Source organism: Streptomyces sp. NPDC005151, from assembly GCF_053599875.1.
In genome coordinates this window covers 13,516-32,480 of sequence record NZ_JBSFYR010000086.1, presented here as the reverse complement: position 1 = coordinate 32,480, position 18,965 = coordinate 13,516, and the positions used below count along the sequence as shown (strand labels likewise).

The following is an 18,965-nucleotide window of genomic DNA, read 5'->3' as shown; positions in this document are numbered from 1 at the left end:
GCCCCGGCGCCGGCAGCCGGCTCCTCTCCGCCGCCGACCGCGTCCTCATCGCCATCCTGGCCAAACGCTGGAAGACACCCCGTACCGTACTGGCCGCCCTCTGCGGCGTGGGCGCCAACCTCATCTCCTGGACAGCCCGGGAGACAGGAGCCGACCTCGAAGCCCTTGGCCACACCACCCAGGACGGCGCGATGAAAGCGACCACCGCTGCCGAACTCGCAGCCATCGCCGGACACCAGCCACTACCCGATCAAACCAAGTAGTTATTAATCGACAGCCCCCTGCGTCATGGGGGTTGGGTCGAGCGGGGGCCCATACATCGTCGACCTCGACGCGGCCGAGGCCGGCAGTGTCGTCGCGGTGAACATCAGTAGCGACGAGACCTTCAGTTACGGAACAGCCCTAGGCTCGTTCGCCCGACGCCTCTACGCGCAGTCTGAGCACTGCTCGCGAGACTGTTGAGCGATGTCGCCCTCGAGCGCTGCTTCAACATCCTCAAACACTTCCGCGGTGTTGCGACCAGGGGGGTACGACAAGGCCACCACCTCCTACGAAGCAGCGGTCAGCCTGGAGTCGTTCCTACTCTGGGCCTGATCAGTTTGAAGACGGACCCTAGTCCTCGAAGGGTCTTCCCAGGCCAACCACTGGATGGTGAGCGTGCTTGCGCTCCTTGCAGGCGTCAACAGAGGCGTGCGTGCCAGATCCGTGCCAGATCGAGCGGTCAACCACGGTCACTTGGAGCCCGTAGCGGTGCAGGAGCCCATCGAGCAACTCAATGTCACCGCACGCATGGTGACCAGCGAGGACGTGCTCGTGATCGGTGCCAGGCTTACAAGGCGGTGATCGTCCGGCGCACCACAGGCGCACCAGATCAGGCGCCGGAACAGCGGGGAATCACGGCCCTGCTGCTTGGCGCGCTGGGCTCTCACCATCCCTCCAAGCCCATTGGCCGCTTCCCGCTGGCCCTCGTGGCCGAGTGCTCCTGGCAATTCAGTACCAGAAGGCCTTGACCACGGCGTTGTCCGTCGAGGCCGTACGGGAGTAAAAGGCACGCAGGTCGGTGTGGTGGGTGAGGAACCAGCCCTTGACCTCGGCCTCGTCGAAGGCGGAAAAGGAGCGCAAGACCTTCGGTCGGGCAGCCTCCCAAAGATCGTCGAAGGAGGCCGCAGCCAGGAAGCGCGCTGCCTCGCAGACCTGGGCGGGGCGGAGTATCAGGAACGGCGGCCGGTCGTAGGTGGCGTGGTACACAGGGCTGCCGCCGAAGACCGGGAGCTCCCAGTCATGGGGGCCCTGGCGGGCGTACTTCGCTGCGTAGACCTCATGGAGGGCATGGAAGTGGTACTCCACGGCTTCGGCGATTCCGGCCCTGCGTTCGGCCTGGAAGCGGTCGAAGTCCCCGGCGGCCCCCATGAACTCCTCCAGCCAAGTCCAGTCCTCCCGGATCTCGGACTCAGGCATGGCACGCAGCTGCATCTCGATGCTCATGCCGCGCATTCTGGCCGAGGCCACCGACAACGCCTTGCCCACCCTTGGCAAGGGACCAGGCCGCTCGCGACCGTCTCAGTTTCCGTCTCATTCATTCGCGTCCATGAGCGTTCAGCCGGGTTCCGGACGTGATCCCGACGCAGCAGCCAACCCGTCATGAACGCAGGTGAACGCGCCCAGACGCGTCCTGGCTCCTACCAACAGACTTGGAAAGCGTGCACCCGCTCTCGGCTCACGGTGAGAGAGGGGAGTGGACCCAACAGAGAAGCCCCAGAACCGGTCTGGGGCTTCTCTGTCGTTGGATGTGCGTTACCGCTAGCCGAAGGCTGCCGCCGGGAGCCGAGGGCCCTCGTCGCCGCCTTCACGAGAGGGGAGCGGTATCGACAGGCGGTAACCGCGGCTTGCCGCTACACGGAGTACGTCGTGTAGGGCTCCAGTCAGGTCTGTCGGCAGGAGCTGCAGCTCTTCCGGTTCTGCCGCCTCGTCGCCGAGTACTTCTGCCGCGTGCTCCAAGAGCTCGGCCGTCATGCCGAGCAGTACCGCTTCGATGTTGTCGGCCAGGTGGGATAGGTGGCTGCTGTTGTCGTCGGTGCTCAGGAAGCAGGGCTTGCCTTCGGGGCCCGACCACGGGAGGAGCCGCAGCTCGTTGTGGGTCGTCATCCTTCCGTCCCCCTTTCTTCGGTCATCGTGTGGTGCGTGAAGACCGCGTCGGCGCGGTCGCCGGGAAGGACCAGGAGCGCCGCCTCGACGACGCGTCCAGTGGTGTCGGTCGACACGCGTGTGACTGCGAGGACGGGCAGGGCTGGGCTGATGCGAAGGGTCGCCGCTTCTCGGGGGGTCGGGAAGCGTGCGCTGACCCGCTCCTGTACCTCGGCCAGCGGGGGGCGGAGCTCCGTCAGCCTGACCAACACCTCCTCGCAGCAGGGTGATTCGCTTGGACTTTCGGCCGGCGCCAAGTCGCGGGGGACGTAGATTCGAGCCAGGCTGTGTGGTGACATCCCCTCGTGGCTGAGGCAGAGGAGTTCGGTCAGTGGGCTGCTTGCCGACACCCTCAGCAGAGCGGTCAGATGCCCTCGCGCCGGGAGATGGGTGGTGCGGACGGTCATGCGTAGAGCCGCATCGGTCGCGGTCTGAGCGTGGGGAGTGCGACCACCGCCGACGTACGTGAATCTGCGGAGGGGGTGGCGGACGAAGTTCCCCTTGCCGTGAATCTTCTCGACGAGCCCTTCGCCTTGGAGTACTGCGAGGGCGCTCCGCAGCGTCGGCGTGCTGACCGCGTAGTGGGAGGCGAGCTGTGCCTCCGAAGGGAGACGTTCGCCGGCCTTGATGTGGCCGGTTGAGATCTGTGTCCGGAGGTCGTCAGCGATGACATCACGACGGGGAGCCACGGATTGGATCAACTCCTTCTCAGCATCCGCAGGGTGACGAGTCGGGTCCGGGCGTGCATGGTCAGCAGTTCTCCCGACTCGAAACGAAGCCGCTTTGCCGCACCTGCAAGCTGGAGGAGGTCGGTCACGCGACACTGCTGACCGCCGATCTGGATCACATCGCCTCGCTGCACGCTGGCCGCGGTGATCTCGACGGTGGCGGCAAGCGCACCACTGGGCGTCCATCTCCTCACTGGGACACCTCCCTTGAAGCGGAAGGGTGGCAGGGGCAGTTGCACGCTTCGTAGACCACGGGGACGCCGATCGGTGCCACGGTGGGGGAGGAGTGCGCGCACTCGCGGTGCGTACCGATCAGGCACGAACTCGACCTGTAGGGAGCGGCATTCGCCTTCGTCACGCCTGGTCGCTGATGAGAAGGCATCAGGCCACCTCCGGCGGTGCGGACCAGGTTTGCGCGAAGAGAGTGTGAGCTGCGGCCGTTGAGCGCCCCTTCGCCCCTTCGCCGCTGGCCAACACGTACGGGCGGACGAGCGCGATTTCCTCGGCGGCGAGAAGGTCCATGCCGTCTCGAAGCCGCCCCGTGTACAGCGTGGGGGAGTCGGCGAGTCCGAGGTGAACGACCGTCGATCGGACAGGCGTTAAGGGGCGGCGGTGCTGGCCCTTCGGGAAGTACCGCTCACTGGTGCGTGAGACGGCACGGCGGATACGGTTGAACACGCTGATCAACTCCTATCGCTGATGGCCAGGTCCCCGGACGTCTCCCGTCGCGGGGACCGCTTTGCGTACGGCGGCCCATAAGACGTGGCCGTCCACGTTGCTGGCGGAGAGTCCGAATTGATCGGCCCTCGCCACTACCTCCAGGACCTCCCGCCATGAGTCGGCGGGGAAGTCGTCCGGCACCTCCGCTTCGATCGATGTGTGGTGGGCGTGCTGTTTCACGCGTGCGGTGAGTCCGGCGGCAGACAACCGGGCGGCGATGTCCTCGACGCTCAGTTCGGAAGCGGGCACAGGCATCTCCGTCGCCAAGTGATCACAGTACGTGAAGCTAGTTAACTAGATTAGAGCTAGTGGACTAGATTTTCCATATGTCTGAGCAGCCGCCTTATCTCCGCATCGCGGACGTTCTCCGACAGCGGATCGCGGAGCATGAGTCGACACCGGGGGACCGGCTGCCCTCACGTGCTCAGATCGCCCAGGAGTGCGGCGTCGGCGAGAACGTGGTTCGCCGGGCGCAGGAGCTACTGATCTCCCAGGGAGTTCTGGAAGGCCGCGCGGGTTCCGGTACGTATGTCGCCGAACCTCGTCGGCGTGTCCGGGTGGTGCGTTCCTCGGCGCGCGAGCAGCGTGACGATTCCCCGTTCCGTGCGGACATGCAGGCCGTAGGCAGGTACGGGGACTGGGAGAGCCGGACCGAGGCCAAGGTCCAGGCTCCGGCGGAGATCGCGGCGCGGCTCGGTGTTGCCGAGGGTGACCTGTGCGTCCGTACCGTGTACGAGTTCCTGGCCGACGGTAAGCCGGTGCAGTTGTCGACGAGCTGGGAGCCGTACGACCTCACCGCCGGCACGCTCGTCGTTCTCCCCGAGGGAGGGCCACACGCCGGGGCGGGCGTCGTGAACCGTATGGCTGCGATCGGCATCACGGTCAGCCACGCTGTCGAGCAGCCGGAGCCGCGGCAGGCGACTACCGAGGAGGCGTCTCTCCTTGGCATCCAGAAGGCCGCTCTCGTCACCCACATCAGGCGGACGTACTACAGCGACCAGGGCCGACCCGTGGAGACTGCGGACATCGTCGTGCCCGCCGCCTTGTGCGAGATCGTTTACGAGATTCCCACCGGGAGATAGCAGGGAAGGGCGCCGACGGCCGCAAGTACAGCCGACCGCGTCGAGGGTGAGGTCCTCTGGCTCGCCGAGCGCAATCACCAGGTGAAGGTCAGGCTCGACGAGTGGACGACGTCTGCCGAGTGATCGTCTCTGGGCCGTGCGAGGCCGCTCGGCAGCGATCGACGGCGACAACCAGTGACAGGTCAGCTACGAGTGCGGACGGCAAAGGGCCAGGTCACAGCCCCCCGATGAGACTGGTTTCCGTCCTGGGGTGGACGTCAGGCAAGATGGGGTGTATCTGCCCACACATCGATTGCCGGACGGTTCCTCTTGGCTGAGTACATCTACACGATGCGCAAGACGCGCAAGGCGCACGGCGACAAGGTGATCCTTGACGACGTCACGCTGAGCTTCCTGCCCGGCGCCAAGATCGGTGTGGTGGGCCCCAACGGTGCCGGTAAGTCCACGGTGCTGAAGATCATGGCCGGCCTGGAGCAGCCGTCCAACGGTGACGCGTTCCTGTCGCCCGGGTTCAGCGTCGGCATCCTCATGCAGGAGCCGCTGCTCGACGAGTCGAAGACCGTCCTGGAGAACGTCCAGGACGGCGCCGCCGAGATCATGGGCAAGCTCAAGCGCTTCAACGAGGTCGCCGAGCTCATGGCGACCGACTACTCGGACGCGCTCATGGACGAGATGGGCAAGCTCCAGGAGGACCTGGACCACGCCAACGCCTGGGACCTGGACGCGCAGTTGGAGCAGGCCATGGACGCGCTGGGCTGCCCGCCCGGCGACTGGCCCGTCGTCAATCTCTCCGGTGGCGAGAAGCGCCGCGTCGCGCTCTGCAAGCTGCTGATCGAGGCCCCGGACCTGCTCCTCCTCGACGAGCCCACCAACCACCTCGACGCCGAGTCGGTGAACTGGCTGGAGCAGCACCTCTCGAAGTACGCGGGCGCCGTCGTCGCCGTCACGCACGACCGGTACTTCCTCAACAACGTCGCCGAGTGGATCCTCGAGCTGGACCGCGGCCGCGCCATCCCGTACGAGGGCAACTACTCCACGTATCTCGAGAAGAAGGCCTCCCGCCTCAAGGTCGAGGGCCGCAAGGACGAGAAGCGCGCCAAGCGGCTCAAGGAAGAGCTGGAGTGGGTCCGCTCCAACGCCAAGGGCCGGCAGACCAAGTCCAAGGCGCGTCTCGCCCGGTACGAGGAGATGGCGGCCGAGGCGGACAAGATGCGGAAGCTGGACTTCGAGGAGATCCAGATCCCGCCGGGCCCGCGGCTCGGTTCCATCGTCGTCGAGGTCGAGAACCTCTCGAAGGGCTTCGGTGACAAGGTCCTCATCGACGACCTGTCGTTCACGCTGCCGCGCAACGGCATCGTCGGCGTCATCGGTCCGAACGGCGCGGGCAAGACCACGCTGTTCAAGATGCTCCAGGGCCTGGAGACGCCGGACTCCGGTGGCATCAAGATCGGCGACACCGTCAAGATCTCCTACGTCGACCAGAGCCGCGCCAACATCGACCCCAAGAAGACCCTCTGGGCGGTCGTGTCGGACGAGCTCGACTACATCAACGTCGGCCAGGTCGAGATGCCGTCGCGGGCGTACGTCTCCGCGTTCGGTTTCAAGGGCCCGGACCAGCAGAAGCCGGCCGGTGTGCTCTCCGGCGGTGAGCGCAACCGCCTCAACCTGGCGCTGACGCTCAAGGAGGGCGGCAACCTGCTGCTCCTCGACGAGCCCACCAACGACCTCGACGTCGAGACCCTGTCCTCGCTGGAGAACGCCCTCCTGGAGTTCCCGGGCGCCGCAGTGGTCATCTCCCACGACCGCTGGTTCCTGGACCGTGTCGCCACGCACATCCTGGCGTACGAGGGCGAGTCCAAGTGGTACTGGTTCGAGGGCAACTTCGAGTCGTACGAGAAGAACAAGGTCGAGCGTCTCGGCGCGGACGCGGCCCGCCCGCACCGTGCCACGTACAAGAAGCTCACGCGAGGCTGATCGTCTTGGCTCGTCATATCTACAACTGCCCGCTGCGCTGGTCGGACATGGATGCCTTCGGCCACGTCAACAACGTGGTCTTCCTCCGCTACCTGGAGGAGGCGCGCATCGACTTCATGTTCCGGCTGGCGCCGGGGGACGGCTCGCCGTCCTTCGCCGGCGGGTCCGTCGTGGCCCGGCACGAGATCGACTACCTGCGCCCGCTGGTCCACCGGCACGCGCCGGTGACCGTCGAGTCCTGGGTCACGAAAATAGGTGCCGCGTCCCTGACGATCTCGTACGAGATCAAGGACCCGGACCAGGTGTACGTACGGGCCTCGACCGTCGTCGTGCCGTACAACCTGGCCGAGGAGCGACCCCGGCGGATCTCCGCGGAGGAGAAGCTCTTCCTCCAGGAGTACCTGGCCGAGGAGCCCGCCACCGTATGACGGTGCCCGTGCAGTCGCTGCACTTTGCCGACGCGAGGGAGGCGGCGGATCTCGCCGCCTTCCTCGGCCGCCTGCTGCACTACGACCGGGCGGCCGCCGTCCGGTTGCAGGCGGGCGGCGGCGCACTGGCCGTGTTCGGCAGGCCGCCGTCGTTCGAGGTCCTCGCGATCCGGACGGCGCGGCTGGTCGGCCCGATCGACTTCGACATCACCGTGTCCGCCGGTGAATTCCTCGAATCGCTCGACGTCGAGACGGGTGATTCCCGTGGCGGGCTGCCCGCGCCCGTCACCGGGCCGCCGTGGACGGGGATGCTCCCGCCGCGCACCGGCTGGCAGGAACGGCCCGGACTGCGCGACCCCGTCTCCCTGCGCACCGCCGTCACCGCCGCGGTGGCGGAGTTCCGCTCCCGCGACGAGGCGCTGCCCGAGGGCCGGCGTACGAGGGCGGAGCGGGACCTGATCGGCCGCGAGATCTGGTCGCGCACGGTCGGTGGCACGAGGCTCCCGCTGCGCGCCGTCCACGCGGCCCAGTCCCTCGGCTTCCTCCGCCCGGCCCCGGACTTCCCGGTCGCGCTGTTCGCCTCGGGACCGTGGCTGCGGCTGCGTACCCCGTTCGGCTCGATCGCCGTGCGCGGCGCGGGCGGCGGACTCGGCAACCTCGCGGTGACGGTCGGCGCCCGCTGACGCCGAGGCCGGAGCGGACCCGCGGGAGAGGCGCCCGCTACCCACGCTGCTGGTCGTCCGGCCACACCCCGATGTGGTCCTGCTCCAGTTCCAGCATTACGCGGTGCTCCATCCCGAGCGTCTCGGTGTACTCGGTGGGCAGTTGCAGCCGCCCCGCGCGGTCGAGCATCGCGTACTCGCGGGCCACCTGGGATTCCTGCCCCGGATCCGCGTCCACCTCCGTACGGCGCAGCACCTCGGACGACGTGCGGTGTAGGGGGATAGAGGGACGGGGCTGTGCCGTCAGCCCTCGGTGTTCACCATCGAGGCGGCGGCGTACGTGAGGTAGTCCCACAGCTGCCGCTCGTGCTCCGGGGAGAGCCCGAGCTCGTCGAGAGCCACGCGCATCCGGCTCAGCCAGGCATCGTGCGCGGCCCGGTCCACCCGGAACGGGACATGCCGCATCCGCAGCCGGGGATGACCGCGCTGCTCGCTGTAAGTCCGGGGACCACCCCAGTACTGGATCAGGAACAGCGTGAACCGCTCCTCGGCCGGCCCCAGATCCTCCTCCGGGTACATCGGCCGCAGCAGCGGGTCCTCGGCGACCCCCTGGTAGAAGCGGTGGACCAGGCGCCGGAAAGTCTCCTCGCCGCCGACCTGCTCGTAGAAGGTCTGCTCCTGAAGCGTGTCGCGCGGAATCTCTGTCACCCGTCCATGGTCTCAGACGCACCGGCCGAGGACCCGGGTCCTAGGACCCCGGTCCGGACGGCCATCGTGCCTCGTCGCTTCCGGGGGGCGCGAGCGGGAGAGTGGAGGTATGCGCCCACACCTGGATCAGTTCGCGGAGGCCGGCGCCGAGGCCCGGTGGGCGATGGTGCGGGGGATCGTCGAGGGCGGGGCGCTGGAGGACCCCGCCTGGCGTGCCGCGTTCGAGGCGGTGCCCCGCCATCTGTTCGTGCCGTACTACTACGTGACCGGGACCAGCGGGCCCGAACGGCTCTGGTGCGAGGACCCCGACCCGGCCCGGCAGGCCCAGTGGCTGCAGGGCGCGTACGCCGACGGGGCGCTGGCCACCCGGATCAGGGACGGCGAACTCGTCTCGTCGAGCAGCCAGCCGTCGCTGATGGCCCGGATGCTGGAAGAGCTGGACATACGGGACGGCCACACCGTTCTGGAGATCGGCGCGGGCACCGGCTACAACGCCGCGCTGCTCGCCCACCGCCTCGGCGACGACGCGGTGACCACGATGGACCTCGACCCGGAGATCACGGAGTCGGCCCGCAACCATCTTTCGGCGGCGGGCTATCACCCGGCGGTGATCACCGGGGACGGGGCGCGGGGCTGCCCCGAGCGGGGCCCGTACGACCGGATCATCGTGACCTGCACCCTGCCGTCCGTACCGCAGGCCTGGCTGGCGCAGTGCAGGCCGGAGGCGCGGATCCTGGCACCGTTTGCGACCGGTCTGATCCTGCTGCGGGTACGCCCGTCACCGCACGGCCCGTATGCCGAGGGGCGGTTCCTGCACACACCCGCGTACTTCGTGCCCCTGCGCGGGGCGACGCCGCCGCCGGTGCGCCACCCGCACACCGGCGGAGTGCCGAGGCGGGTGGCCGAGAACGAGTTGTTCCGGTTCCTGCTGACGCTGACCGGCACCACCCTCGACCCGCGTGAGGCCTTCTCCCTCTGGCAGCGCGAGAAGCGTCCCGAGCGGGAGAGGTTCGGCATCACCGTCCGGGACGGGCGGCAGTGGGCCTGGCTGGACGACCCCGAGGGACCGTACGCCTGGCCACTGATCGCCGGCTGAGAAACCCGGTCAGCCGCGGCGGATGGTGATCGTCGTCCACGCCCCGACATGCACCTGGTCGCCGTCCTGGAGCGGTACGGGGACGTAGGGCTGGATCGGGTCCTCGGCGCCGTTCAGCGTGGTGCCGTTGGTGGAGTTCTGGTCGACCACGGCCCAGCTGCCGTCGGGCTGCTGCACCAGCACCGCGTGCTGGTGCGACACGCCCGGATCCTCCGGCGGCACGGACAGATCGACGTCGGGGGACTCGCCGGTGCTGTGCCGGCGACGGCCGATGGTGACCTGGTTGCCGGTGAGCGGCAGGCGCTGCTCCGGGGAGTACGCGGGCAGGTTGAGCCCGGTCGCCTCGGGGCCGCTGCGCTGCATCATCGCCAGGAAGTACTCACGGTCCGGGGCGATGACCGCCGTCCAGCCCGCGGGCGCCTGGTTCTGGTCCGATCCCTGGTTCGGGCCCCGGCTCTGGAACGGCTGTTGCGTCGGCACCTGCTGTTGCGAGGGCGGTGGCAGCATCCAGTCGTCATCCGTGGCCTGCGGCTGCGGCGGCGCGGACGGGCCGGGCTGTTCGAACGAGGGCGGCGCGCTCTGCTGCTGGAACGACGGTGGAGGCGGCGGGCCCTGCTGCTGGAACGACGGTGGAGGCGGCGGGCCCTGCTGCTGGAACGACGGCGCAGGAGGCGGGCCCTGCTGCTGGAAGGACGGGGGCGGCGGGCCCTGCCGCTGGAACGGGTGCGGCGGCTGCTGCGGGCCCGGCGCCGGGGGCCCGGGGGTGAGCGGCTCGGCCGGGCGGTTCACCTGCGAGGGCCGTGAGCTCTGGTACTCGTACGGATCGCGCTGCTGCGGCGGCGCGGGCGGCCCCTGCTGCGCCTGGAAGCCGGGCGGCAGGTTCAGACCGGGCACCGGACCACCGGGGCCGGGCCCGCCCGGACCGCCGTGCTGCGGGGCCAGCGGGGTGTACGACGTCGCCGTGTTCGTGAGGAAGTTCCAGCGGCACTCCTCGCAGAACGGCGCCATCGCCTCACGCGGGGTGCGGCACTGCGGGCAGAGCTCTGCCTGCTGGGTGGCGTCGGAGCCGGGGCCCTGCGGGTAGCCGTATCCGGGCGCGGGCGGCGGTGGAGGCGGCGGGGGGACTGCGCCCGCAGGCGCGCCGGCCCCGGCCATGCGATGGCCGCAGACCTCGCACCAGTCCTCGGAACCCGACTGGTGTCCGTTCGGGCAGGTCGGCATGTCGGCGCTTCCCCCTCTCCTCGTCCGGCCCCCGGGGGCCGTCATTTCTTATCGCTTCGCCACGTCGCTGAGCTGCGCGGCCCTCGTGTTATTTCTTCACGCGGACGGTCTTGGTGGAGCGCGTTTCGAGGGTCATCTCGTCGGCCTCCGCGACCTTCGCCTTCAGTCGCACAGTACCGGTCGCCGCATCGACGACGTCGACCACCTTCGAAAGCAGTTTCGCAGTGTCCTCGTTCCCGGACGCCGATGCCAGCTGCACCGCACGGCCGAGTTTCGCCGTCGCTCCGTCGAAGTCTCCCGACTTGCGCGCATCGAGCCCCTGCTGGATGACTTGTGCCAGTTCCGCCTGGCCGGTGTAGTGCGCGACCTGCGGATTGATCGAGGTGGATGCCACCATGTCGTCCGTCCACACCGCCCGTACCAGCCCCTGCGAGAGGACCTGCGGGGCCGCCGCGCCCGACGGGTCGGGGAGGATCAGCGAGACACGGGCGGCGAGCATCTCCTGCCCGATTCCGGCCTCCGGCACCTGTACACACACGTGGTAGTCGCGGGACTCGTCGCCCCAGGAACCGGTCGGGTAGTCCCCGGCGCGCGGGCTCGCCTCGGTGCGGCGGTCGGTCAGTTCGGCGACCGCCGGCGCGACCTGCTTCACGAACTTGATCTCGACCCCGACGGGCGTCCACAGGCGCAGCGCCACGTCCGCGACCTCCTTGCCCATCGCGTTCTCCATCATCTGCGTGAAGTCCGCGGCGAGCCCCGCCGGGTCGGCGACGATGTCGGCCGTGCCGAGCAGCGCCGAGGCTATGGCTGTGACCTCTTTCACCTCCCAGTCGGTTCCGACACCACGGGCGTCACAGGTGAAGCGGCCCGCACACGCGTCGAGCGCGTCCCGCAGGTCCTCCGGCGACTCGTGCTCGTTGCGGCCGTCGGTGAGGAGGATGCCGTGCCGGATGTCCACGTCGGCGGCACCGAGCAGCCGGTCGGTCAGCCGCAGCCAGGTGCCGATCGCCGTACCGCCGCCCGCGCTGAGCCGGCGCAGCGCCTCCTTCGCCTGGGCGCGGGTCTGCGCGCCGGCCACGGCGAGGCGGCCGTTGCCCGGATAGACCTCCTTGGCGATGTGCGTACCGCCGACCACGGCGAACGAGGTGCCGTCGCGCAGGGTGTCGATGGCCGCGCCCGTCGCATCACGGGCGTTGCGCATCTTCGTCGGCGGATAGTCCATCGAACCGGAGCAGTCCACCATGATCACCACGGCGGCTTTCGTCCGCCGGCCCGGCACCTGCGCGGGCGAGAGAGTCGCCCCGGTCAGCGGGACGCCACCGGTGGTGCCGCCGCCGGTCGAGGTGACCGTGACGATCGCGTTGACCTCGCGGCCGCCCTCGGGCAGATATTCGTTCTGATACACCTCGACGGAGAACTGCGGCACGTGGGACTTGGAGAAGTTGGCCATCTGATCGGCTCCTGGCAGAGGTGGCAGAGCTGGCAAGGGTCGCAGCGGACAAGAGAGTGGGCAGTACCGGACGTGGGGCCTTTACGCCGATCCTGCCCCTGGTGACGGCACGGCGAACGGCAGCAGAGCCACTGTTACGTTGTCGTGGCCCCCACCGTCCAGCGCGTGACCCACCAGGACCTGGGCGCCGTGCAGCGGTCGTTCGTGCGCATCGGCGGGTACCACGGCGGCCATCTCGGCCGCCGATTCCGCGTAGTTCCACAGCCCGTCCGTGCACACCACGACCAGACCCGGCCGGTCCGGTTTGAACGACGCGGTGTGCGGCTCCAGTTCGTACGCATCGGCGCCGAGCCAGCCCGTGATGGCGTGGGCGCGCTCGTCCGCGTACGCCTCCGCCTCGTTCATCAGGCCCGCCGCGACGATCTGCGCGGCCCAGGAGTCGTCCTCGGTGAGGCGTGCGGGCGGGTGAGTGCGGTCGTCCGGCACCCAGTAGACGCGGCTGTCGCCGACCCAGCCGACGACCAGGAGTCCACCGGCGCTGATCGCGCCGACGAGGGTGCACGCCGGTGCGTTCGTGTGGTGGTGCGGATCGTGCTCCATGGCCCGGCCGTCGTCGTGGGCCAGTGCGTTGACCGCTTCGGCCGCCGCGACGATCGCGTCGTGCATCGCCTGCTGCGGGTGGGCGCCGCGCGGCAGCGACTCCAGCAGCGCCTCGTTGGCCGCCGTCGCGGCGGCGGCCGAGGCCTCGTCGGGGCGGCTCGCCGAGGAGACGCCGTCGCAGACGATCGCGACAACGGCCGGGGAGCCGTCCGGCAGGGCGGTCGTCGACACCGCGAACGAGTCCTCGTTGCGGTGATGGCGCAGACCGCGATCGCTGACGGCTGCCACCGAACCGAGCTCCTGCTCCATGTGGTCGCGCTCGCGGGGCTGGGCATGGCCGCAGTTCTCGCAGTAGCCGTCGGTGCCGACATGACCGGCGCGGCAGGCCACGCACAGCTTGGTGCCCGCCGTGCGTTCCTGCTCCGGGGCGGCGCCGGTGGTACGGGGATCGGGAGCGACGGGTGCCGCGGGCGCGGCCAGTTCGAAGTCGTCCGACCCGTCCCGCCGGTCGAAACGGACTCCGGCGGGCGGACCGGCCGGGGCGGGCGGCCCGGACCGGTCGGCGGCGGACGCGGCCGACCACTCCACCGAACCGGAGGCCGCAGCGGTGTGTCCGCCCGGACCGGCCACCGGCGCACCGGTCCCTTGCGCACCGGTCACGGGCGCACCGTTCACCGGCGCGGTGATCGCGATGGTCGGGCGGTCCTCCGGCGGCGCGGGGACGACCGACAGGTCGTACCCGCACGCGCCGCAGAACAGGTCGCCCGATTCCAGCGGCTCCTCGCAGTTGGGACACCTCGACAAGGCGGTCTCCTGGTGCATCCGCGACATCTTCACACCCACGTCCGGGGGCGGAAACGGTTGGCCCGCTCCACCAGTTCGATCCTCTCGTCGCCGCGCTGTGCAAGCCGGGCGAGTATCCGGTACGAACGCTCCAGACCGAAACGCAGGCCGCGTTCGTCCAACTCACTGCCGAGCAGCATTCCCGGCCCGGCAGGCCCATGCGACTGCGACGGCGACTGCGGAGCCGGCGGCCGGTCCGTGGGACTCCCGGAGAGTACCCAGTCCAGCGCCGTCCCCAGCACCTCCGTCGACAATTGCTCGCGGCGCACCGCGTCCAGCCCGAAACTCCGCAGCTCGGCCACCTGGTCGGCGGCCGCCGTCAGATCGGCGATCAGCGGCTCGTGCGGGGCGCGCTCGCGCAGCCGGGCCCGCACGGCGGCGACCCGGGCCGCCGTGTAGTGGATCGACGCCTCGGGCACGGACTCCAGCGTCCGCACGGCCCCGGCCCGGTCCCCGGCGGCGATCTGCACCCGGGCCAGACCGAACGCGGCGCTGACGAAGCTCGGATCGGTCGTCCACACCAGGTGGTAGTACTCGGCGGCGTTGTCCAGCTGGCCGAGGACCTCCGCGCAGATGCCCAGCGCCAGCTTGGGCGCGGGTTCACCGGGGAACGCGTCGTAGACCGCGTCGAACGACAGCGCCGCAGTCGCGTTGTCCCCGGTCACCAGCGAGGTGACCCCGCGGTACCAGACGACCCGCCAGTCGTCCGCGTGCAGCGCCTCCAGACCCGTCAGCGTCTGGACGGCGGCACCGGGTTCGTTCAGCTCCAGGCGGGCGCGCAGCTCGCGCAGCCGGGTCTCCAGCGAGGCGGCGGGAACCGCCCGCAGTGCGGCGATCAGTTCGGAGGGTGCGGACGTCATCACGCCGGTGAGGAATCCCGCATTGGGGTCGCTCGCGTCGACCCGGGGGACGGGCAGCGCGAGCGAGGTGGCCCGTGCGTCGAGCCCGGCCAGCCGGGGGCCGGCCGAGGTGTACGTCCCCGGGAGCGGGCCCGGGTCGGCGGGCGCCGGCCGCGGCGCCGGAACGGCCGCCCGGGTCTGCGCGTACGGGAGAGCGGCCGCAGTGCCGCTACCGCCCCGGACGCGCGTGGGAGGCGCCGACAGCAGGGCAGCCCCCGGAGCCCGCTGCCCCGGCACACCCGGCACCGCGTGCCCCACCGCCCCCGGCGCAGCCGGAGCCCCGGCGGCCGGAGCCGCTGCGACAGAAACCCCGGATCCACCCGCCCCCTTCCCCTTCCGCCGCCCGGCCGGCTCCGCCCGTACCCCGAGCCGCGACACATCGCCCGTCAGCTCGGTGAACAACTGCGTGTCCGTAACCCGTAGTTCCGTACCGAACAGCGTCGACAGGGCCGGCCGCGGACGCCCCGTCTGCAACGCCACGACCTCCCGCAACACCCCCGTCAGCTGCTCCGCCATCTCCGAGGCCGAGGCGAACCGCCGCGCCGGATCCGGGTCCGTGGCCCGGACCAGGAGCCGGTAGAACGACTCGTACGTCCGGAACACCTCGATGTTGTCCGGGTCCGGCAGCGAGTCCACGAAGACGTTCGTGTACCCCTGGAAGTCGAAGGCGAGCACCGCGAGCGTCCGCGCCACCGTGTACAGATCGGAGGCGACCGACGGTCCGACCTCCGCGACCTCCGGCGCCTGATACCCCACCGTGCCGTAGATGGCCGACTCCTCGTCGTCCATCCTGCGCACCGCGCCCATGTCGATCAGCTTCAGCTGGTCCTCGGTCTGGATCGCGTTGTCGACCTTGAAGTCGCAGTACAGCAGATTGCGGCTGTGCAGATGACCGAGCGCCTCCAGTGCCTCGATGCCGTACGCGCACGCCTGCTCGACGGGCAGCGGATCCCGCTTCCCGGCCGGGGTGCGGCGCTCGTTCGCGATCTCCTTGAGCGCCTTGCCGCCCACGTACTCCATCACGATGTAGCCGTCGAGCGAACCGGTCCGCTGGTCGAGGTGCTCGACGAAGTTGTAGATCCGGACGATGTTGGAGTGCTCGATCTCGGCGAGGAAGCGGCGCTCCGAGATCGCGGCCGCCATGGCGTCCTGGTCGCCGGTGTCCAGCAGCCCCTTGAGGACCACCCAGCGGTCCGAGACCGCACGGTCCACCGCGAGATAGACCCAGCCGAGCCCGCCGTGCGCCAGACAGCCCGCCACCTCGTACTGGCCGTGCACGATGTCGCCACCCTGCAGCTTCGGTACGAAGGAGTACGGGTGGCCGCACTTGGTGCAGAACCCCTCGGTTCGTCCCGGCCGTTCGCCGCGTGACCGTCCCACCGGGGCCCCGCAGTCGGAGCGCGAACAGAACCGCTTCCGCTCCGGCACCTCCGGGTTCTCCATCACCGCGGAACGCGGGTCGGGGCGCGGCACGTCCGGCACCCGCACCAGGCCTGCGCCCAGCCGGTTGCGCCCGGAAGCGTTCGACGACGCACCGGAGGAACGCACCGACACCGAGCGGGCCGTGGAGGTCCCCGACACGGACCGGGAGAGCCGCCCCGAGACCGAACGCCGCGAGGTCGACGAGCGGGACGAGGAGCGCGACGACGCGCGGGACGATGCCCGTGAACTGCTCCGCGCCGAACTGCTGTTGCCCCCCTTGCCGACCGCGATACCGGTGGGCGGCGAGCTCACCATCCCATCCCCAAGTTCTCGGCTGCGCTCGAACAGGGGAGACCCCATTGCCGAGACGACCGGGGCCAGACCGCAGGTGTCGCAGTACAGCTCACCGCCGCCCATGTCCTCGTAATTGCCTTCGCACGCGGGACGCTGGCACTGCGTACTCATGATCGGTCCCCCTGTTCGCCCCGCCGCCGCAGCGGCCCGTTCACCTTGCACGCACGCCTACGCGTACTCATCGCCGGTCCTCCGGTGCGGACGACCGGCGGATGTCCAGCAGTTCCGCCACCGCCTCCTGATAGCGCAGCACCGCCTGCCCGGCGACCCGCAAATCGCACGGGGCGCTCCACAGCATCCGGCGCGCCGCGTCGTACCGCTCGATCAGCACCGGGTCCTCCGCCAGCCTGTGCCGGGCGACCTTCGCCTTGTACGCGTCCAGCCGGCCACGCAGCTCCGCCCGGACCGCCAGCGGCGCGGTGACCGCCGACAGCGACTCGCGGGCCCGCAGCAGTTCGTCCTCCGCCTCCCGTTCCAGCGACTCCAGCAGCGGGGAGAGCCGGTGCCATTGGGCGTACCTGCGGCACTCCGACGCGGCGGCCAGCCGCTCCTGCAGCGCGGTCGGCGGACCGCTGACCGCGGGCACCTCGGACGCGGCGATCTTCGCCAGCACCTCGCCGCGCGCCGACCGGGCCTCGGCCAGCGTGCGGTCCGCACGGGAGAGCACGTCGCGCAGGTGGACCAGGCGCTGCTCGGCGTCCTGGCGGACCGCGAGCACCGCCTCGATCTCCCGCCGCACGTCGTCCAGCGCGCGGGCCGCCCGGTCGTAGCGCGTCGTGTCCGGACGTCCGCCGCCGGGCGCCGCGCTGCCCGGGCCCGGCAGCCAGAACGCCAGCGGGTCGGAGATCACCTGGACCCGCAGCGTGGCCAGCTCATGGGTGATCGACTCCAGGTCGTCGCCCGCCGGGTGCTCCCCGGGACGCACGCCGACGGAGTGCGCCAGCGAACGCGTCCGGTGAAGCTCGGCGGCGAGCAGATCTATCCGGGCGGGCAGCGCGGACCATACGGAGTCGGAGGCGACGATCATGTCCAGCGAGCGCGCGTACAGCTCGTTCATCCGGGCGACCAGCTCCTCCAGCGTGAACCGCTCGGAGAGTTTGGCCGGACCGGTGATCGACGGATCGGGCCGGGTGGCGGTGGACGCCACCGTGACGCCCTGGCCGCGCAGAAGTTCGGTCAGCGCCAGCAGGTCGTCACGGTTGGGGAAACGACGCCTGGCCCGTATCTCACGTGCCGCGTCGATCGCCCCGGCGTAGGCGTCGAAATACCCCCACAGCAGCGTGATCGACTGCTCGGTGGCGGCCCAGCGCTCCTTGGTGACACCGGTCAGACCGGCGCCCTCCAGGAGCCGGCGGCCCGCATGGTCCTGCAGGGCGAGGAGCGAGGTCTCGATCGCCTCGTGCTCCGCACCGAGCCGGGCCAGCGCACGGTCCGCCTCGTCCCGGTCCATGACCGGGCCGGGGGGCCTCCCCGCATAGCCGGGGAAGGGGCCCGCGACGCCCATCGATCACCTCTTCGCTCTCCCCGCCGGGCGGACCCGGCGGGATCAAGGACTAATTGCTCCGGTACTTGGGCGCAGGCGGCGCCGTTATGCCGGGCAGTCCGGTCGCCAGCCACTTCCGGTACGACACCATCCAGGGGCTGTCCGCACCACCCTTGCGGTAGTCGACCAGCACCTGGTTGACCCGGGCCACCAGGTCGTTCGCGCCGTGCTTCGTGGCCACGCCGTAGTACTCGGTGGTGAACGGCTTGTCGCCCTTGAGGACGACGGCCGGATCCTGGGCGGCCTGACCCGCCGCCAGCGCGTTGTCCGTGACCACCGCGTCGACCTCGCCCAGCTGCAGCCGGACCAGGCAGTCCAGCTGGTTGGGGACGGTGAGCCGGTCCTCGTCCGCCTCCGTGCCGTCGTGCTCGTCCTTGAAGACCGCGCCGAAGGACTGTTTCTCCAGCGCCTCGTAGGCCGTGGAGCCCTCCGCGGTGCAGACCCGCTTGCCGGCCAGGGACTTGTCGTATCCCGTGATCGGCGAGTCCTTCGGTGCGAGGACCTGCTGCCCGGCCTGGAAGTAGGCGGTGGAGAAGGAAACCTGGTCGAGCCGGCTGCAGTTGATCGTCATCGTTCGCACGACGACGTCGACCTTGTCGTTCTCCAGGGCGGCGATGCGCTGGTTGGTGGGGATCGCCCGGAAGATCACCTTGTCGGGGTCGCCCAGGATGTCCTGCGCGATGGCCCGCACCAGATCGATGTCGAAGCCTTCGAGCCTGCCCGTCTCCCGATTGCGGTAGCCCCAGCGGAAGCTGTTCTGGTCGACCCCGGCGATCAGCTTCCCGCGCGCCTTGATCTTCGCGATGCTCGGCCCGTCGGCGCTCGACGGCTGCAGGCTCGCCTCCGGGTCCTTGCAGTCGCCGGCCCGGGCGGACACCGCCGTCGCCGTACCCGGCCCGGAGACACCGACGCCGAAGGAGCCGGCGCCGCCGTGCGAGAGCGGCAGCAGGGTGAGCGAGGCCGTCACCGCGCAGGCCACGGCCATCCCCGTCACCCCGCCCCAGCCGCGCAGTCCGGCCCGGGCGGAACCAGTCCTGGTCATCGCTCCCCC

At 70.1% G+C, this 18,965-nt stretch carries 19 protein-coding genes and 2 pseudogenes; 7 read left to right on the top strand and 14 right to left on the bottom strand.

Annotated features, from left to right (window positions below; translation table 11 throughout):
• A pseudogene (locus ACWD6R_RS32115) lies at positions 1 to 263 on the top strand (ISAzo13 family transposase); the annotation flags it as partial.
• Between the two features lie 727 nt (positions 264 to 990).
• Here the strand turns inward: ACWD6R_RS32115 and ACWD6R_RS32110 are convergent.
• The 6 genes from ACWD6R_RS32110 to ACWD6R_RS32085 form a co-directional block, all read right to left on the bottom strand.
• Positions 991 to 1,485 (bottom strand): DUF1877 family protein, encoded by a 495-nt coding sequence (locus ACWD6R_RS32110; RefSeq protein ID WP_451821923.1) that lies wholly within the window; start codon positions 1,483 to 1,485, stop codon positions 991 to 993.
• A gap of 315 nt (positions 1,486 to 1,800) precedes the next feature.
• A complete protein-coding gene (locus ACWD6R_RS32105) occupies positions 1,801 to 2,145 on the bottom strand; it encodes a hypothetical protein (protein ID WP_451821922.1) in 345 nt (114 codons plus the stop codon).
• Positions 2,142 to 2,873, bottom strand: a complete 732-nt coding sequence (locus ACWD6R_RS32100; protein ID WP_451821921.1) for a GntR family transcriptional regulator — start codon at positions 2,871 to 2,873, stop codon at positions 2,142 to 2,144. The genes ACWD6R_RS32105 and ACWD6R_RS32100 overlap by 4 nt, the downstream gene beginning before the upstream one ends.
• 8 nt (positions 2,874 to 2,881) lie before the next feature.
• Entirely contained in the window at positions 2,882 to 3,106 is a 225-nt protein-coding gene (locus tag ACWD6R_RS32095; protein ID WP_451821920.1) for a hypothetical protein, read from the bottom strand.
• Positions 3,107 to 3,293: 187 nt separating this feature from the next.
• Positions 3,294 to 3,590 carry a hypothetical protein gene (locus ACWD6R_RS32090; RefSeq protein ID WP_451821919.1) on the bottom strand — a complete coding sequence of 99 codons (297 nt, stop codon included), beginning with the start codon at positions 3,588 to 3,590 and terminating at the stop codon, positions 3,294 to 3,296.
• A gap of 12 nt (positions 3,591 to 3,602) precedes the next feature.
• On the bottom strand, positions 3,603 to 3,881 hold the full coding sequence (locus ACWD6R_RS32085) for a hypothetical protein (RefSeq protein WP_451821918.1): 279 nt from the start codon (positions 3,879 to 3,881) through the stop codon (positions 3,603 to 3,605).
• A 77-nt stretch (positions 3,882 to 3,958) separates the two neighbouring features.
• On the opposite strand from ACWD6R_RS32085, the gene ACWD6R_RS32080 reads away from it, so the two are divergent.
• From ACWD6R_RS32080 to ACWD6R_RS32065, 4 genes are all read left to right on the top strand, one after another.
• Entirely contained in the window at positions 3,959 to 4,714 is a 756-nt protein-coding gene (locus ACWD6R_RS32080; RefSeq protein WP_451821917.1) for a GntR family transcriptional regulator, read from the top strand.
• Positions 4,715 to 5,023: 309 nt separating this feature from the next.
• On the top strand, positions 5,024 to 6,688 hold the full coding sequence (gene ettA, locus ACWD6R_RS32075; protein WP_451821916.1) for an energy-dependent translational throttle protein EttA: 1,665 nt from the start codon (positions 5,024 to 5,026) through the stop codon (positions 6,686 to 6,688).
• A 5-nt stretch (positions 6,689 to 6,693) separates the two neighbouring features.
• The gene (locus tag ACWD6R_RS32070) at positions 6,694 to 7,116 is read left to right on the top strand and encodes an acyl-CoA thioesterase (protein ID WP_451821915.1); all 423 of its coding nucleotides are present in this window, start codon (positions 6,694 to 6,696) and stop codon (positions 7,114 to 7,116) included.
• Positions 7,113 to 7,799 carry a hypothetical protein gene (locus ACWD6R_RS32065; RefSeq protein ID WP_451821914.1) on the top strand — a complete coding sequence of 229 codons (687 nt, stop codon included), beginning with the start codon at positions 7,113 to 7,115 and terminating at the stop codon, positions 7,797 to 7,799. The genes ACWD6R_RS32070 and ACWD6R_RS32065 overlap by 4 nt, the downstream gene beginning before the upstream one ends.
• 37 nt (positions 7,800 to 7,836) lie before the next feature.
• Here the strand turns inward: ACWD6R_RS32065 and ACWD6R_RS32060 are convergent.
• Positions 7,837 to 8,049, bottom strand: a pseudogene (locus ACWD6R_RS32060) (ABC transporter ATP-binding protein); the annotation flags it as partial.
• A gap of 32 nt (positions 8,050 to 8,081) precedes the next feature.
• Entirely contained in the window at positions 8,082 to 8,486 is a 405-nt protein-coding gene (locus tag ACWD6R_RS32055; protein ID WP_451821913.1) for a globin, read from the bottom strand.
• Positions 8,487 to 8,595: 109 nt separating this feature from the next.
• Here ACWD6R_RS32055 and ACWD6R_RS32050 point away from each other — a divergent pair, with 109 nt between their 5' ends.
• Positions 8,596 to 9,582: a methyltransferase domain-containing protein gene (locus tag ACWD6R_RS32050; RefSeq protein ID WP_451821912.1), complete on the top strand. Its 987-nt coding sequence runs from the start codon at positions 8,596 to 8,598 to the stop codon at positions 9,580 to 9,582.
• Positions 9,583 to 9,591: 9 nt separating this feature from the next.
• Here the strand turns inward: ACWD6R_RS32050 and ACWD6R_RS32045 are convergent, their stop codons facing one another.
• The 4 genes from ACWD6R_RS32045 to ACWD6R_RS32030 form a co-directional block, all read right to left on the bottom strand.
• Positions 9,592 to 10,803 (bottom strand): FHA domain-containing protein, encoded by a 1,212-nt coding sequence (locus tag ACWD6R_RS32045; protein WP_451821911.1) that lies wholly within the window; start codon positions 10,801 to 10,803, stop codon positions 9,592 to 9,594.
• 88 nt (positions 10,804 to 10,891) lie between these two features.
• Complete coding sequence (locus ACWD6R_RS32040) at positions 10,892 to 12,253, bottom strand: vWA domain-containing protein (RefSeq protein ID WP_451821910.1); 1,362 nt, start codon at positions 12,251 to 12,253, stop codon at positions 10,892 to 10,894.
• 81 nt (positions 12,254 to 12,334) lie between these two features.
• Positions 12,335 to 13,684, bottom strand: a complete 1,350-nt coding sequence (locus ACWD6R_RS32035) for a PP2C family serine/threonine-protein phosphatase (protein ID WP_451821909.1) — start codon at positions 13,682 to 13,684, stop codon at positions 12,335 to 12,337.
• A 2-nt stretch (positions 13,685 to 13,686) separates the two neighbouring features.
• Entirely contained in the window at positions 13,687 to 16,068 is a 2,382-nt protein-coding gene (locus tag ACWD6R_RS32030) for a tetratricopeptide repeat protein (protein WP_451821908.1), read from the bottom strand.
• Between the two features lie 34 nt (positions 16,069 to 16,102).
• Here ACWD6R_RS32030 and ACWD6R_RS32025 point away from each other — a divergent pair, with 34 nt between their 5' ends.
• A complete protein-coding gene (locus ACWD6R_RS32025) occupies positions 16,103 to 16,444 on the top strand; it encodes a hypothetical protein (protein ID WP_451821907.1) in 342 nt (113 codons plus the stop codon).
• Positions 16,445 to 16,549: 105 nt separating this feature from the next.
• Here ACWD6R_RS32025 and ACWD6R_RS32020 read toward each other — a convergent pair whose 3' ends face one another.
• Both ACWD6R_RS32020 and ACWD6R_RS32015 read right to left on the bottom strand, forming a co-directional pair.
• The gene (locus ACWD6R_RS32020) at positions 16,550 to 17,875 is read right to left on the bottom strand and encodes a hypothetical protein (protein ID WP_451821906.1); all 1,326 of its coding nucleotides are present in this window, start codon (positions 17,873 to 17,875) and stop codon (positions 16,550 to 16,552) included.
• 49 nt (positions 17,876 to 17,924) lie between these two features.
• Positions 17,925 to 18,956, bottom strand: coding sequence for a glutamate ABC transporter substrate-binding protein (locus ACWD6R_RS32015; protein WP_451821905.1), 1,032 nt, complete (start codon positions 18,954 to 18,956; stop codon positions 17,925 to 17,927).
• Positions 18,957 to 18,965 lie beyond the last annotated feature (9 nt).